16 protein-coding genes and 1 pseudogene are annotated in these 14,851 nt (G+C 63.2%); 8 read left to right on the top strand and 9 right to left on the bottom strand.

Going from position 1 to position 14,851, the window contains the following annotated elements; translation table 11 throughout:
• Complete coding sequence (locus BN1188_RS05040; RefSeq protein WP_052469158.1) at positions 1-1,377, top strand: hypothetical protein; 1,377 nt, start codon at positions 1-3, stop codon at positions 1,375-1,377.
• Between the two features lie 34 nt (positions 1,378-1,411).
• Here the strand turns inward: BN1188_RS05040 and BN1188_RS05035 are convergent, their stop codons facing one another.
• On the bottom strand, positions 1,412-2,905 hold the full coding sequence (locus BN1188_RS05035; protein WP_040260290.1) for a YifB family Mg chelatase-like AAA ATPase: 1,494 nt from the start codon (positions 2,903-2,905) through the stop codon (positions 1,412-1,414).
• A gap of 322 nt (positions 2,906-3,227) precedes the next feature.
• Here BN1188_RS05035 and BN1188_RS05030 point away from each other — a divergent pair, with 322 nt between their 5' ends.
• The 3 genes from BN1188_RS05030 to yghX all read left to right on the top strand — a co-directional run bounded on the left by BN1188_RS05030 (position 3,228) and on the right by yghX (position 5,775).
• A complete protein-coding gene (locus BN1188_RS05030) occupies positions 3,228-4,355 on the top strand; it encodes a GGDEF domain-containing protein (RefSeq protein ID WP_040260289.1) in 1,128 nt (375 codons plus the stop codon).
• Between the two features lie 54 nt (positions 4,356-4,409).
• Complete coding sequence (locus BN1188_RS05025) at positions 4,410-4,811, top strand: NUDIX hydrolase (RefSeq protein WP_040260288.1); 402 nt, start codon at positions 4,410-4,412, stop codon at positions 4,809-4,811.
• Between the two features lie 79 nt (positions 4,812-4,890).
• Positions 4,891-5,775 carry a YghX family hydrolase gene (gene yghX, locus BN1188_RS05020; protein WP_040260287.1) on the top strand — a complete coding sequence of 295 codons (885 nt, stop codon included), beginning with the start codon at positions 4,891-4,893 and terminating at the stop codon, positions 5,773-5,775.
• Positions 5,776-5,778: 3 nt separating this feature from the next.
• Here yghX and BN1188_RS05015 read toward each other — a convergent pair whose 3' ends face one another.
• Together BN1188_RS05015 and BN1188_RS05010 are read right to left on the bottom strand one after the other, a co-directional pair.
• A complete protein-coding gene (locus tag BN1188_RS05015) occupies positions 5,779-6,696 on the bottom strand; it encodes a LysR substrate-binding domain-containing protein (protein WP_040260286.1) in 918 nt (305 codons plus the stop codon).
• A gap of 38 nt (positions 6,697-6,734) precedes the next feature.
• Complete coding sequence (locus BN1188_RS05010; RefSeq protein ID WP_040260285.1) at positions 6,735-7,019, bottom strand: accessory factor UbiK family protein; 285 nt, start codon at positions 7,017-7,019, stop codon at positions 6,735-6,737.
• Between the two features lie 414 nt (positions 7,020-7,433).
• Here BN1188_RS05010 and glnK point away from each other — a divergent pair, with 414 nt between their 5' ends.
• The 4 genes from glnK to sutA all read left to right on the top strand — a co-directional run bounded on the left by glnK (position 7,434) and on the right by sutA (position 10,222).
• Positions 7,434-7,772 carry a P-II family nitrogen regulator gene (gene glnK, locus BN1188_RS05000; RefSeq protein ID WP_002555808.1) on the top strand — a complete coding sequence of 113 codons (339 nt, stop codon included), beginning with the start codon at positions 7,434-7,436 and terminating at the stop codon, positions 7,770-7,772.
• A gap of 36 nt (positions 7,773-7,808) precedes the next feature.
• A complete protein-coding gene (locus tag BN1188_RS04995; protein WP_040260283.1) occupies positions 7,809-9,143 on the top strand; it encodes an ammonium transporter in 1,335 nt (444 codons plus the stop codon).
• 240 nt (positions 9,144-9,383) lie between these two features.
• Entirely contained in the window at positions 9,384-9,806 is a 423-nt protein-coding gene (locus BN1188_RS04990; RefSeq protein WP_040260282.1) for a secondary thiamine-phosphate synthase enzyme YjbQ, read from the top strand.
• Between the two features lie 89 nt (positions 9,807-9,895).
• Entirely contained in the window at positions 9,896-10,222 is a 327-nt protein-coding gene (sutA, locus tag BN1188_RS04985) for a transcriptional regulator SutA (RefSeq protein ID WP_040260281.1), read from the top strand.
• Between the two features lie 53 nt (positions 10,223-10,275).
• Here the strand turns inward: sutA and BN1188_RS04980 are convergent, their stop codons facing one another.
• From BN1188_RS04980 to lptM, 6 genes and pseudogenes are all read right to left on the bottom strand, one after another.
• Positions 10,276-10,977 (bottom strand): HAD family hydrolase, encoded by a 702-nt coding sequence (locus BN1188_RS04980; RefSeq protein ID WP_040260280.1) that lies wholly within the window; start codon positions 10,975-10,977, stop codon positions 10,276-10,278.
• On the bottom strand, positions 10,974-11,876 hold the full coding sequence (xerC, locus tag BN1188_RS04975) for a tyrosine recombinase XerC (protein ID WP_040260279.1): 903 nt from the start codon (positions 11,874-11,876) through the stop codon (positions 10,974-10,976). Before xerC ends, BN1188_RS04980 begins: the two co-directional genes overlap by 4 nt.
• A 2-nt stretch (positions 11,877-11,878) precedes the next feature.
• On the bottom strand, positions 11,879-12,598 hold the full coding sequence (locus tag BN1188_RS04970; protein WP_040260278.1) for a DUF484 family protein: 720 nt from the start codon (positions 12,596-12,598) through the stop codon (positions 11,879-11,881).
• 17 nt (positions 12,599-12,615) lie between these two features.
• A complete protein-coding gene (dapF, locus tag BN1188_RS04965; RefSeq protein ID WP_040260277.1) occupies positions 12,616-13,446 on the bottom strand; it encodes a diaminopimelate epimerase in 831 nt (276 codons plus the stop codon).
• A 5-nt stretch (positions 13,447-13,451) separates the two neighbouring features.
• Positions 13,452-14,699 carry a diaminopimelate decarboxylase gene (gene lysA, locus BN1188_RS04960; protein ID WP_040260276.1) on the bottom strand — a complete coding sequence of 416 codons (1,248 nt, stop codon included), beginning with the start codon at positions 14,697-14,699 and terminating at the stop codon, positions 13,452-13,454.
• Positions 14,700-14,710: 11 nt separating this feature from the next.
• Positions 14,711-14,845: pseudogene (gene lptM, locus BN1188_RS04955) on the bottom strand (LPS translocon maturation chaperone LptM); the annotation flags it as partial.
• Between the last annotated feature and the right edge of the window lie 6 nt (positions 14,846-14,851).

The following is a 14,851-nucleotide window of genomic DNA, read 5'->3' as shown; positions in this document are numbered from 1 at the left end:
ATGAACTTCGGTGCGGAACTGGTCCGGTTGCTGGAGCAGCCCGGTGTAAGCACCAAGGTCGAGGTTTCCGAATCCCAGACGCAGATTCGCATGGATGACCTCGAAGGCCTCGGCCAGGCCTTTATCGACCAATTGAGGCGAACCTCTGCCTGGCTGGCCGAACAGCAGTTGGGGGAGCTCAGCATCATCGGCTCGCTGAGTGGCGAGCAATGGTCAGCGTCAGCGTTCAATGCCGAGGACGCCTACGAGCCCGTCAGGGTGATCGTCACCAAGGCCTACGCCGAGCACTGGCTGTATTTCGCGACCCTCGCTGGCTTCGAACACTGGCTGCTGCAATTCAGCGCCGGGCAGGCCATCGACGCCAGAAGGCTATGCGTGTGGGTAGCTGCAAGCTTCGCTCCGTTCGCCAGCTATCAGCACGCTATTCGCCCCTTCGGTGCCGATCGCAGCCTGCCGACCATAGAGCAGCTTCCGGAGAAGCCGTGGAAGCTGGTACGCGACATGACCCATGCCTATACACCAGCCTCGATCAGCCCCTGGCTGGTATTGCAGCCGCCAGCGGCCGCCAGTGAGGTCTACGCAGCATGGGCTTCCGTGGCTACGCGTAACCTCGCGTTCTGCCTGCCTGCGGAAATTCGCGGGGAGGGTACGGATGTCGAAGCCATATTGCGTGGAGGGCGCTCGCTGCCCGTGGCCATCAGGAACGTGGCCTGGAACCTTCGCGATCATGAACGCTTCAACGAAGCCTGCTCGTGGGTGTACGGAACGCCGCGGGAGGCGGAAACCAAGTTCCAGCTGTTGAACAACCATTTGGCCGTCAACTGGGTGCAGGGTACGGACTGGCCTGAAGGCGCCAGGCAAGTGCTTGCCAACAGCCTGGCCGGGGCACGGGAGGCATTCGCTTTCTACCTTCAGGACCAAAGCAAGGAAGCGGTCAAGGGCCTGGGGGAGCTTCGCAAAGGCCTGCAGGAAGAGGTAGCCAGAACGCAGGCGGCTACTCGGGACCTGTTGTCTTCGGTATGGCGGGATTTCACCATCGCCGGCCTGGTGCTTGCGCTGAAGACCCCGGGCATACCGGTGACCGTTGATGCCAGGCTGGTGCAATGGCTCTACACCGCGACCGCCATTCTGTTACTGGTGAGCGTCAGCGTGAGCGGCGTTTCCGCATTCTGCTTCAACGCCCTGACCAACGCGAGCCGCAAGGACTGGCGCAACAAGCTTTACAGCTTCATGTCCGACCAGGACTGGAGCCAACTGGTGGACCACCCCATTCGTGCCGGGCGCAAGGTCTTCTGGGCCACCTGGGTGGTATGCTTCTGCCTCTATGCCGGGGTGGGTTGGTGCTTGCTGTATCTGGCCTATTCCAAGGCGGTGTAAAAGGTTGCTCGGCCATAGCATGCCAGGCTAGACCTCAGTCTGCTGCTGGCCGGTATTGCAAAGCCTCCGCCAGATGCTCCCGCCGGATACCGGCCTGGCCATCCAGATCCGCCAGGGTACGCGCGACCTTCAGCAGGCGATGCGCCGCGCGCAACGATAAGGTGAGCCGCTCGCAGGCCTGTTCAAGCCAGGCTTCGTCAACGCGTTCCAGCCCGCAGTGGGCTCGCAGGCCATTGAGGTCGAGGAAGGCGTTGGCGCAGCCTTGGCGGTGGAGTTGAAGGCCCCGTGCTTCGGCCACCTGGTTCGCGACCCTGGCGGTAGGGTCCCCGCGCGGGCCATTGGGGGTGAGGGTAGTGGTCTCTCGAGATACCGTCACATGCAAGTCGATACGATCCAGCAGCGGGCCGGACAATTTGTTTCGATAGCGATCGATCTGCTCGGTAGTGCATCGGCACCGCCCGGTGCTGTCGCCCAGGTAACCGCACGGGCACGGATTCATCGCGGCCACCAGTTGGAAGCGTGCTGGAAAGCGGATCTTGTCCCGGGCGCGGGCGATCACGATTTCGCCAGACTCCAGGGGCTCGCGTAGCACCTCCAACACCTTGCGGTCGAACTCGGGCAGTTCGTCCAGAAAGAGTACGCCATGATGGGCCAGGGTGATCTCCCCAGGCTGCGGCCTCCCGCCGCCGCCTACCAGGGCCGCGCCAGAGGCGGAATGGTGAGGTTGGCGAAAAGGCCGGTGGGGCCAGCTATTGAGCGGTACATGACTAGCGACCGAATGAATGGCCGCCACCTCCAGGGCCTCATGTTCGCTAAGCGGGGGCAACAGCCCTGGAAGGCGGCTGGCCAGCAGCGTCTTGCCGGTGCCGGGCGGGCCGCTGAACAGCAGGTTGTGGGCCCCGGCGGCGGCCACCAGCAGGGCGCGCTTGGCCGCGACCTGGCCCTGGACCTCGTTGAGGTCCGGGTAGGGGCGCTGGGCCAGGCAAAGCCCTTGGGCCTTGAAAGGACTGAGGGGAGCTTGCCCATTGAAATGGCCTACCAGCTCCGACAGAGTGTCCACGGCGATTACCGTCAGGCCATTGGCCAGGGCCGCTTCCTCGGCATTGGCCCTGGGCACGACCAGCGCCCGCCCGGCATCCCGCGCGGCCAACGCTGCGGGCAGCACGCCCTGGACCGATCGCACCGCCCCGGACAATGCCAGTTCGCCCAGGCATTCGACTTCTCGCAGCCTATCCGCCGCCACCTGCCCGCTACCGGCAAGTATGCCGAGGGCGATGGCCAGGTCGAAGCGGCCGCCGTCCTTCGGCAGGTCCGCCGGCGCCAGGTTGAGCGTAATGCGCCGGGCTGGAAAATTGAGCCCGGAGTTGACGATGGCGCTGCGGACCCGGTCCTTGCTTTCCTTGACCGAGGCTTCGGGCAGGCCTACCAGCGTCAGGGCAGGCAGCCCATTGGCCAAATGGGCCTCTACCTGCACCAGAGGCGCTCCGACCCCGACCTGGGCACGGCTGTGAACAATGGCGAGAGACATGACAGCTCCAGTGCAGACGCATCCTTGCGACGCCGAGAGCTTAACCCAGGGAAAACCCTGCCTGGGCAATCAGAGTTGAGCAGGATATGTCAGGAAGCTGGGCACTGAGCCCCACCCGACCAATGCCCGTCTATGCTCATGAAGATAGGCGTATGCTAAGCAGTGATGGCACTTAACTATCACCTGCGCGGTCCATTGCTGATCGCCGCCGCCTCAACCATTACCGGTATCGCATGTCAGCCTTCATTCCAGACACCCATTGCCAACCTGACCCGCTTGCCTTGGAAGCTGTGGAGCGTAGCCTCGCTTCACGAGGGCGGGGTTGCGCTTCGAGCCTGCGCTGGAGGCACTTTACCAGGCCGATAGCCAGGCTCAGCGGCGGCAGTTTCTGACCGCTACAGGCATCGCTGGCGCCCTGGTGTATGACCTTTTCCTGATCAGCGACTGGCTGAACCTGAACGACACCTTCGGCCTTCTGGTGGCTGGCCGCCTGTTGCTGGTCACCCCGGTAATGATCGCGCTCTTGCTGATCGTCCAGCGGCTGAAGTCGCGCGCGCTCATGGAGGGCCTTGCCACTTTCGGAACGGTATTCGCTTCGCTGATACCCTTGCTGATCATGATCCATAGCGAAAGCCCGCACCGTCTGCACTATCAGTTCGGCATGCTGTTGCTCATGGTGTACTGCGCCATGATCCAGCAGGTGCCCTTGCGTTGGGCGGCGGCCGCGCTAACCTGCATGACGGTGATACAACTGGTCACAACGCATGTCGCGGGCTTCATGGGTGCGATCACCTGGCAATCCAACGCGCTGTTCTTCGTTTCCACTGCGATCCTCTTGTTGATGGCCTCCTATTTCATGGAACGCGGCGGCCGGTTCACTTACCTCTATGCCTTGCGCGGTCGCCTGTTACAGGCTCAACTGACTGAGATGGCCCGTACAGACCCTCTGACGCAGCTTTACAACCGGCGCTATCAGGCTGAAGTCCTGGCCCGCTGGTGGAACGAGGCCGACAAGGCGCCGTGCCCCGTAGGGGTCATTCTGCTGGATATCGATCACTTCAAGGCCTACAACGACAGCTACGGCCATATGCAGGGAGATACCTGCCTCAAGGCCTTGAGCCAGGCAGTGCAGCGTACCGCGCAGCGGGCAGGCGCATTGACGTTTCGCTTCGGCGGGGAAGAGATCCTGGTACTGGTGCCTGAGGCCACCATGGCGCGCGGGCGGGATCTGGCCGAGAATCTACGCCAGGCCGTGCTGGATCTGAAGCTCCCCCATCCGGTCATGGGAACCAATGCGCAGGTCACCATCAGCCTTGGGGTGGCCACAGGCACGGCGCCCTGGGTCAGTGCCGATACCTTGATTGCCCGGGCGGACGCAGCCCTCTACGCCGCCAAGCATCAGGGGCGCAATCGGCTGTGCAGCGCCGAGCCGGAACTGGTCAGCCGCTGAAGCCTGCCAGCCCTTGAGTTAGACTTGCAGCCCATTTCTCCAGGGGCTCCCGCCATGACTCGCTCTATCCTTATCGCCGCCGCGCTACTGTTGGACGGTAACGGCCGAACCCTGCTGGTGCGCAAGCGTGGTACCGCATTCTTTATGCAGCCGGGTGGCAAGATCGAACCCGGTGAGCATCCCATACAGGCGTTGGCGCGTGAGTTGAATGAAGAGCTGGGCATAGAGATAGCTCCAGCCCAGGCGGCCTACCTGGGCACCTATACAGCGCCTGCGGCGAACGAGCCCGGCTTTGAAGTGCGCTGCGAGCTGTTCGAAGTGACGGTCCAAACGCCGGTAAAGCCCGCCGCTGAAATCGAAGAAGCGGTGTGGGTAGACCTCCAGCAGGCCCAAAGCCTGAACCTGGCGCCCTTGACCCGGGATTCGGTATTGCCTCGGTTGTTCAAGCCCGCTTGAAATCGCCGGGTCTTGCGCCGGGCAGCGCCACGCCGCTCGGCTATAGTCTTTCGGCCGCCCATCGCCGAAGGAGCACCTCATGCAACGTCTGACCGCCAAGGATTTCGCACCCGAACTGCTGGAGCTGTACGACTATTACGCCCACGGCCGGATCAGCCGTCGGGACTTTCTCGACCGCGCCGCAGCCTTCACGGTGGCAGGGATGACGGCTTCGGCCTTGCTGGCGTCCCTGAGCCCCAACTACGCCCTGGCCGAGCAAGTGCCTTTCACCGATCCAGACATCGTCGCGCAGTACCTGACTTATCCCTCGCCCAATGGGCATGGTCAGGTTCGGGGTTATCTGGTACGCCCCAAGGCTGTCGAGAAGGCGCCAGGTATTGTGGTAGTCCATGAGAACCGCGGGCTCAACCCCTATATCGAAGACGTCGCCCGACGCCTGGCCAAGGCAGGGTACGTGGCGCTGGCGCCTGATGGGCTCAGCTCGGTAGGCGGTTATCCGGGCAACGACGACAAGGGACGCGAACTGCAACAGAAGGTGGACCCACAGAAACTCATGAATGACTTCTTCGCCGCCCTGGAGTGGATCAAGGCGCACCCCACCGCCACGGGCAAGGTGGGCATCACCGGGTTCTGTTATGGGGGCGGGGTATCCAACGCCGCCGCGGTGGCCTATCCGGAACTTGATGCCGCCGTGCCCTTCTACGGTCGCCAACCCAAGGCTGAAGACGTAACGCGTATCCAGGCGCCCCTGCTACTGCACTACGCCGAACTGGATACCGCCATCAACGAGGGGTGGCCGGCTTACGAGCAAGCCCTGAAGGCCGCGGGGAAAACGTATGAGGCTCATATTTATCCCGGGGTGAACCACGGCTTCCATAACGATTCCACGCCACGCTACGACGAAGCGGCCGCCAAGCTCGCCTGGGACCGGACGCTGGCATGGTTCAAGCGATACCTTGCCTGACGCTCACGCCTTGAGGCCGCCGTCACCCATATGTTGTTCAAGGCGTGAGCGCAGCCAGCGTTCAGCCGGGTCGGTGTCGGTGATGCTGAGCCACACCATCGAGAGCTCCAATGCCGGAGTGTCGAAGGGCAAGGGTTCAGCATGCAGCGTGCCCCAGGCTTCCATGGCGGTGGCCGCGTAATCCGGACAGCCGGCAAGCAGGTCCGTGCCTGCCAGTATGGCGGGCAATGAACTGAATTGAGGCACCGAAAGCACCACCTTGCGGGTACGGCCTATCTCATCCAGCCACTCATCGGCGATGCCACGGGTATTGGCAGTATGGGATACCACCACATGGGGGCGGCTGCAGTATTCGTCCAGCGTCAATGGGCTGCTCGCCTTGTCCGCCCGCAGTACTCGGGCGTGCATTCTGCGCAGCAGCTTGCGCTTGGCGTTGGCGGGCAAGCCGCGGGTCTGGCTGATGCCTACCGTGATATCCCCAGCCGCGAGCAGGTCCGGGATGCGCCAATAATCCACATGCTGCACCACCACCACGACATCCGGCGCCTCCTGGCGCAGCGCCCGCAACAGGGGAGGCAGCAGGCCGAACTCCACGTCGTCGGACAAACCGATGCGGAAGGTCATCTTGCTGGTGCCCGGATCGAAGTCGTGGCTGAGGCTCAAGGCAACCGACATTGCATCCAGCGCGGGCGACAAGTGCCTGATCAACTCTTCGGCACGAGCGGTGGGCTCCATGCGATGGCCGACCCGAATGAACAGCGGGTCGTTGAACAGCGCCCTGAGGCGATTGAGCGCCGCGCTGATCGTAGGCTGGCCCAGAAACAGCTTTTCCGCGACGCGGGTAACGTTGCGTTCGAGCATCAGCGCTTCGAACACCACCATCAGGTTGATATCGGCCTTGCGCAGTTCATTGCGGTTCATTGGCGACGAGTACCGGGCAGTGACGGAAGGCGGTCAGATCAAGCCTGGTCAGGTGCGGTCGGCAGGGCCTCTGCGGACGCCAGGCGCGTTTCCAGCTCGCCCAGCCTGGCTTCCAGCGCGTCGACCTTGGCCCGTGTACGGGCCAGGACCGCCATCTGCGTATCGAATTCTTCCCGGCTGACCAGGTCGAGGCGCGAGAAAGCGCCTTGCAGCAGTGTCCGAAACTGGTTTTCGAACTCCTGCCGAGGCGGTAGTGCATCACCCCCTAGCAGACGGCTGGCTTGGTCGGTCAAGGCATCGAGAAAAGCTTTGGGCGGGAGCATGGAAAACGGTTCCAAAGGGGGCGACTGCCTGCAAGTGTATCACGCGTGTCGGTGGCTGCCGGGCGCTGCAGCCACGCACACTTGTTGGGCGCCATGTGGTAGGGCGCCGCACCAATGCTGTGCGGCTGCCATGAGCCAGCGATTTCTTTTTGCCATCAAGCACTACGACAGAGGCGAAATCCGGGGGTTGGCCAGAAGTGGCAAGGTTTCTGCTTGAAGCCAGGCGACCCATGCACTGATGGCGACCAGACAGGCGAACGCAGTGCGCAGGCGGAGCAGGGGGTGTTCGTCAGCAACGGTGTTCGCGGCGCGGGCAGGGCCAGGCCGGTGACGCGTTACAAAGCCGAACACTGCGCATAGACTTGAGCTGGGTTTGTTTCCTGGGGCAAGTCCACCAATTCGGGAGAGAGTTTCATGAAGCTAGTCACTGCCATCATCAAGCCGTTCAAGCTGGACGACGTGCGCGAGTCGCTGTCGGAAATCGGCGTGCAGGGCATTACCGTCACTGAAGTCAAGGGCTTCGGTCGGCAGAAGGGTCACACCGAGCTGTACCGTGGCGCTGAATACGTGGTGGATTTTCTGCCGAAGGTGAAGATCGACGTCGCCATCGACGACAAGGACCTGGACCGCGTGATCGAGGCCATCACCAAGGCTGCCAACACCGGCAAGATCGGTGACGGCAAGATTTTCGTCGTCAATCTGGAACAGGCGATCCGCATTCGTACCGGCGAAACCGATACCGACGCGATCTAAGCCGAACCCCTAAAAAAAGCCCCAGGAGTAAACAATATGACTCTGCGTCAATTCGCAGGGCTAGGCGCCCTGTTGTCTGTCGTAATGCCGGGCCTGGCCCTGGCTGACGAGGCGGCGGCGCCTGTGCTCAACTCCGGCGATACCGCCTGGATGCTCACCTCTACCGCGCTGGTCCTGTTCATGACCATTCCGGGCCTGGCCCTGTTCTACGGAGGCATGGTGCGCTCCAAGAACGTGCTGTCGGTGATGATGCAGTGTTTCGCGATCACGGGGCTGATCACCGTGCTCTGGTTCATCTACGGCTACAGCATGGCATTCGACACAACCGGTATGGAGCAGGGTGTCGTTAACCTGAACTCCTTCGTCGGCGGCATGGGCAAGGCCTTCCTGGCGGGTGTCACCCCGGCCAGCCTGACCTCCGCCACGGCCTTGTTCCCTGAAGCCGTATTCATCACCTTCCAGATGACCTTCGCCATCATCACTCCGGCCCTGATCGTAGGGGCCTTCGCTGAACGCATGAAGTTCTCCGCGATGCTGGTGTTCATGGGCGTCTGGTTCACCCTCGTCTACGCGCCGATCGCCCACATGGTATGGAGTGGCAACGGTGGCCTGATGTGGGACTGGGGCGTGCTGGACTTCGCCGGTGGCACTGTGGTGCACATCAACGCGGGTATCGCCGGCCTGGTGACCTGCCTGGTGCTCGGTAAGCGCAAAGGCTACCCCACCACCCCAATGGCGCCGCATAACCTGGGCTACACCCTGGTAGGCGCGGCAATGCTGTGGGTAGGCTGGTTCGGCTTCAACGCGGGCTCCGCGGCGGCCGCCAACGGTACCGCCGGCATGGCCATGCTTGTGACTCAGATCGCCACCGGCGCCGCGGCGCTGGGCTGGATGTTCGCCGAATGGATCTTCCACGGCAAGCCAAGTGCCCTGGGCATTGCTTCCGGCGTCGTCGCCGGCCTGGTAGCCATCACTCCCGCGGCCGGGACCGTCGGCCCCATGGGGGCGCTGATCATAGGCCTGGCCGCTGGTGTCCTCTGCTTCTTCAGCGCCACTACCCTCAAGCGCAAGCTTGGCTATGACGATTCGCTGGACGCGTTCGGGGTCCATGGCGTCGGCGGCATCATCGGCGCACTGCTGACCGGCATATTCGCCGCGCCTGCCATGGGCGGTTTCGGAACCGTGGAAGACATTGGCGCCCAGCTGTGGGTGCAGGCCAAAGGCGTAGGTTTCACGGTGATCTACACCGCCATTGCAACCTTCGTGATTCTCAAGGTGCTGGATCTGCTCATGGGGCTGCGCGCTTCCGAAGAGGAAGAAGCCGTGGGCCTGGACCTTTCCCTGCACAACGAGCGCGGCTACAACTTGTAAGGCCTGATCATGCAAGCAAGCTGAACGGGTTGCGCTTCCGTTCGCGAAAAAATGCCCGGTTTTCCGGGCATTTTTTTATTCACGATTTGTCACTGCTTCAAGCGGCCGGAAAATGCTGGCGACATCATTCCAGATAGCCTCGGCCCTTCAGCCTCTTTGTAGGAAAAGCCGGCACTGATACAGGACTTTGCTTTTTCTTCGAGCGCGCTAGAATGCGCCCGACTCCGTGGAGAATGCCCCATGTGGCAGCAGACGACCATCACCTTGGCGGCACGGCCTCGGGGCTTTCACCTGGTAACCGAGGAAATAGTGGCGGGCGTGCCAGGCTTGGCAAAATGTCAGGTTGGCTTGTTGCACATCTGGTTGCAACATACCTCCGCTTCACTAACAGTGAATGAAAATGCAGACCCCGCTGTGCGTCGGGATTTCGAGCGGTTCTTCGACCGCCTGGTACCGGAGGGCACGCGCGGTTACGAACACAACGACGAGGGCGAAGACGACCTTCCGGCGCATTTCAAGGCCAGCCTGTTGGGCTGCGAGCTCAGCTTGCCGGTACGAGCCGGGCGCCTGGCGCTGGGTACCTGGCAGGGCGTGTATCTGGGCGAGCACCGCGACCATGGCGGCCCCAGGCGCGTAATCGCCACGCTCTGCGGCGAAGGGTAGGGGTGCGCCCTCGGTATTTCTTCCGGTTGTGCCCTAAGGCGGCACGCCGGGCTTTATACAACTGCTCCGGCAATACATGAGGTAGGACGATGAGCGACGACGATCTGGAACAAGACGACCTGGAAGTGGGTGACGAGGACGATACCGAGGAAACCCTCGAAGCAGGCGCCGAAGACGTTGCCGAAGACGATAGCGAGGTAGGCGACACCCCTGCCCCCGCGGGCAAGAGCAAGAAGGCCGCGGTGAGCGTGGATGAGCTGCCGAGCATCGAGGCCAAGCAGAAGGAACGTGATGCCTTGGCCAAGGCCATGGAAGAGTTTCTTTCCCGTGGCGGCAGGATTCAGGAGGTGGAAGCCAATGTCGTGGCCGATCCACCCCGCAAGCCGGACAACAAGTACGGCAGCCGGCCGATCTGAACCGGCTCGCCCGCCAGGCCAACGGCTTATGAGCCTGGCGGGCAGCGCAGTCGCTAGGGCGCCGCCCAGCCAGCCAGCAGATCGGGCAGTTCGCCCAGGGTAGCGATCTCGCCATCCGGTCGTGCGTCGCCGTTCCAGGGCAAACCCTGGGGGTTGTACCACACGGCGCGTAGCCCAGCCTGCTGGGCGCCTTCGATATCATCCCGCGGGTTATCGCCCACATGCACGGCCCGGCTGGCCTGGCTGTGCCCGCGCCTGAGGGCTTCTTCGAAGGTACGTGGGTCCGGCTTGCCGACCCCTACATCTTCGGCGCACAGGGCGAAGCTGAAATAATCTGCCACGCCCAACCGACGCACGTCGGCATTGCCATTGGTGAGCGCGCCAAGGGTATAGCGCCGCGCGAGCGTCTCGAGGGTCGAGGCGGCGTCAGGGAAAAAGGTCACCTGATGGCGTGCGTGGAGAAAGGCTTCGAAGGCATCGTGCGCCAGCGTCTCGGCCTGTGACGGCGCGTAGCCCGCTTCCTGCAGGGCCGTGAACAATACTTGGCGGCGTAGATGGCTGATGCGGTGGACCAGGCTGCTGTCGGCCATGACCAGGCGCTGGCGGATTTCATGCAGGCGCTCCGGTGGGAAGGGGCCGAGTCTGGAGGCATGCTCGGCCAGCCACTCGCGCAACACGATCTCCGCGCTCTGGATAACCGGCGCGGTATGCCACAGGGTGTCGTCCAGGTCGAAGGTTACCAACTCGATGGTCATGACTGTGACGGGTCCTTGTTGCGCTTGGCGCGCGGATGAGCGCTATCGTACACCTTGGCCAGGTGCTGGAAATCCAGGTGGGTGTAGATCTGGGTGGTGGAGATATCCGCGTGGCCTAGCATCTCTTGTACGGCACGCAGATCCTGGGACGATTCCAGCACGTGACTGGCGAATGAGTGACGCAGCATGTGCGGGTGCAGGGGCTGGCCAAGTTCCCGCTGGCCTGCGGCCTGGACCCGCAGGCGAATGGCCTGGGGGCCCAGGCGCTCACCGCGCTTGCTGATGAACAAGGCGTTGTCTGCGGGGCTGGCCAGGCCACGATGGGCCAGCCATTGGCGCACAGCCTCGCGAGCCTTCGTGCCGACGGGCACGATGCGCGTCTTGTTCCGCTTGCCTTGCACCCGTACCAGTCCTTCGTTCAGGTCCAGCGCGCTCAGGTCCAATCCGGCCAGTTCCGACAAGCGCAGCCCGGAAGAGTAGAACAGCTCGAGCATGGCCTGGTCACGGCGGCCAATGAAGTCGTCTTCCACCGCGCCGTCCAGAAGTTGCTGGGCCCGGTCCGTGTCCAGCACTTTCGGCAGACGGCGCGCATCCTTGGGCGCCGAGATGCCCAGGGCCGGATTGTGTTCGCACAAGCCTTCGCGCAGTAGCCAGCCATAGAAGCCACGTAGCGCGCTGAGCAACCTGGCCAGGCTTTTAGGCGCCTGCCCATGCTGGTGCAGGCGTGCAATCAGCCGTCGCACCAAGGCAGGGGTAAGCGCCGACCACTGCGCGATACCGGCCTGTTCGCAATATTCCAGCACCTTGGCCAGGTCGTTGCGATAAGCCTGCAGGGTATGGGCGGAAGCTTGCCGTTCCGTGCGCAAGTGCTCATGAAAGCGGCCCAGGTGCGCCTGCATGGTCAGCGCACCGAACGCAAGGTGCCGGTTACCCTGGGCAGCACACGGCCCAACACTTCGGCGACATGGGCCAGGAACAGCGTGCCGACCGAGCTGCGGTATTGCTCCGGGTCGGTGCTGCCGATAGCCAGAACTCCGTGGACGCCCTGGTACGCCAGGGGTGCGACTACGCAGGAGGCCACGCTTTCATGCTCCCGTCCGAACAGGAACTGCAGCTGCGTCGGACGCAACGTGCCGGCGACGGGGCGCGGTTCGGTCAACAGTGCGCCGAGTACCTGCTGGGCCTCCTCCAGAGGCATTGATCGGCCGACCGTACCGGGCGCTTCGGTGAACAGGATGAGGCTGACGAAAGGCACCTTGAAGGACTGGCGCAGGCTGTCATCCACTGCCATCACTACCTCTTCGAGGCTGGTAGCATCGAGCAGGTCCAGCATCAGGCGTCGGGTTTTGTCGAACAGGCGGTCGTTGTCCCTGGCCACGTCCATCAGGTGCGTCAGACGCTGACGCAGCTCGCTGTTACGGTCGCGCAGCAGCTTGAGCTGATGCTCCACCAAGGACACCGTGTCCCCCCGTTTATGGGGGATGCGCAGCCCGGCGAGCAGTTCTTCCTGATCCAGGAAGAAATCCGGCTGGTGACGCAGGAATGCCACGACCGCGTCGGTCGTCAGCTCATCGCCCGAAGCATCCTTCGGGGCGGTGGTGGGAAACGGCTCGTCGCTCATCGGGGCTCCTGTAGTGTTTACAAGCGGACCTGGCCTTCGAATACGCGCATGGCCGGCCCGGTCATCATCACCGGCTGACCAGAGCCATCCCACTCCAGGGTCAATCGTCCGCCAGGCAGCTCCAGGGTCAGCGGGGAGTCCATCCAGCCCTGGGCGATAGCCGCCACGGCCGCGGCGCAAGCGCCAGTACCGCAGGCCTGGGTTTCTCCGGCGCCGCGTTCCCATACCCTGAGCTTGCCACGCTGGCGGTCGATCACCTGCAAAAAGCCTGCGTTCACTCGCTCGGGAAAGCGTGGGTGGTTTTCGATACGCGGGCCGAGAGTGCGCACCGGGGCGGCGTCCACGTCCTCGACCCGGATCACGGCGTGAGGGTTGCCCATGGAAAGCGCGGCGATCTCGTAGGCCTGGGCATCCACTTCCAGTACATGGGTAAGCTGGTCCTGGTCGGCCTGGAACGGAACTTCGGCGGGCGAAAGCCGGGGCGGACCCATGTCGACCCTGACCTGGCCGTCACTGCGTACGTCGAGCTCTATGATCCCTTTCTTGACCTCGACCCGAATCTTCTTCTTCGCCGTAAGCCGCTTGTCCAGCACGAAGCGGGCGAAGCAGCGCGCACCATTGCCGCATTGTTCCACTTCCGAGCCATCGGCGTTGAAGACCCGATAACGGAAGTCCACGTCCGGATTGGTAGGTGCCTCGACCAGCAGGAGCTGGTCAAAACCGATGCCCGTATGCCGGTCGCCCCACTGGCGGGCGTGCTTGGGAGTGATGTGGGCATGCTGGCTGATCAGGTCGATGACCATGAAATCGTTACCCAGCCCATGCATCTTGGTAAAGCGCAATAACATGGCCGTTACTCCGGTAGCAGGCTTTCGCCCGCGTAGAGTTCGGCCACGGATTCGCGGCGACGTACCTGGTGCGCCTGGGCACCGTCCACCAGCACCTCGGCGCAGCGGCCGCGGGTGTTGTAGTTGGAACTCATCACGAAGCCATAGGCGCCCGCCGAACACACTGCCAGGAGGTCGCCCTCGGCCAGCGCCAGGTCGCGGGATTTGGCGAGGAAGTCACCGGTTTCGCAAATGGGCCCGACGATGTCGTAGCTACGTGGCGTGGAATTGCGCGGCTGCACGGGGACGACGTCCATCCACGCCTGATACAGGGCCGGCCGGATCAGGTCGTTCATGGCCGCGTCGACCACGGCGAAGTCCTTGTGCTCGGTGTGCTTGAGGTATTCGACCCGAGTAACCAGTACGCCGGCATTGGCCACGATGAAGCGGCCAGGCTCGAACAGAAGCGCCAGGTCGCGCCCGACGGTACGCTCGCGCACGGCCTGGATGTAGGCGGCTACTTCCGGCGGCTGTTCATCTCGGTAACGCACGCCCACACCGCCCCCCAGGTCGATATGACGAAGGTAGATGCCGCACTCGCCGAGGCGGTCTACCAGGGCCAGCAGGCGATCAAGCGCATCGAGGAAGGGAGCCAGGGTGGTGAGCTGGGAACCGATGTGGCAGTCCACGCCTACCACTTCCAGGTTCGGCAGCTGTGCAGCGCGGATGTACACATCCTCGGCCTGCTCGATGGCGATGCCGAACTTGTTTTCCTTGAGTCCGGTGGAGATGTACGGGTGGGTGCCGGCATCCACGTCCGGGTTCACGCGCAAGGAGATCGGGGCGCGAACGCCCAGCTGCGCGGCAACTTCCTGCAGCCGCTCCAGCTCGTCGGTGGACTCGACATTGAAGCAGTGCACACCTACCTCGAGCGCCCGGCGCATGTCCGCGCGGGTCTTGCCCACGCCAGAGAACACGATGCGGTCGGCTCGGCCGCCGGCGGCCAGGACACGCTCGAGCTCGCCGCCGGACACGATGTCGAAGCCCGCGCCCAGGCGTGCGAGCACATTGAGCACGGCCAGGTTGGAGTTGGCCTTCACGGCGTAGCACACCAGGTGCTCTACGCCCTGCAACGCATCGGCGTAGGCCCGGTATTGCGCTTCGATGTGGGCACGGGAGTACACATAGAGCGGTGTACCGAAACGTTCGGCGAGGTCAGACAACGCGACCTCTTCCGCGAACAGCTGGCCGTCGCGGTAGTTGAAAGCGTTCATATCGACCCTTATTCGTGCTGGTGCGACTGGCTGTGCCCGTCATGCCTGCCGTCATCGGGCAGATAGAGTGGGCCTTTCTGGCCACAGGCGGACAGCAGGCAGGCTACCGCGACCAGCGCAGCGAATGAGGCGATCAGGCGCTTCATGGGAAA

Origin of the sequence: Pseudomonas massiliensis, assembly GCF_000826105.1 — a bacterium.
Taxonomy (GTDB): domain Bacteria; phylum Pseudomonadota; class Gammaproteobacteria; order Pseudomonadales; family Pseudomonadaceae; genus Aquipseudomonas; species Aquipseudomonas massiliensis.
This window is presented reverse-complemented; position numbering and strand designations above follow the sequence as displayed.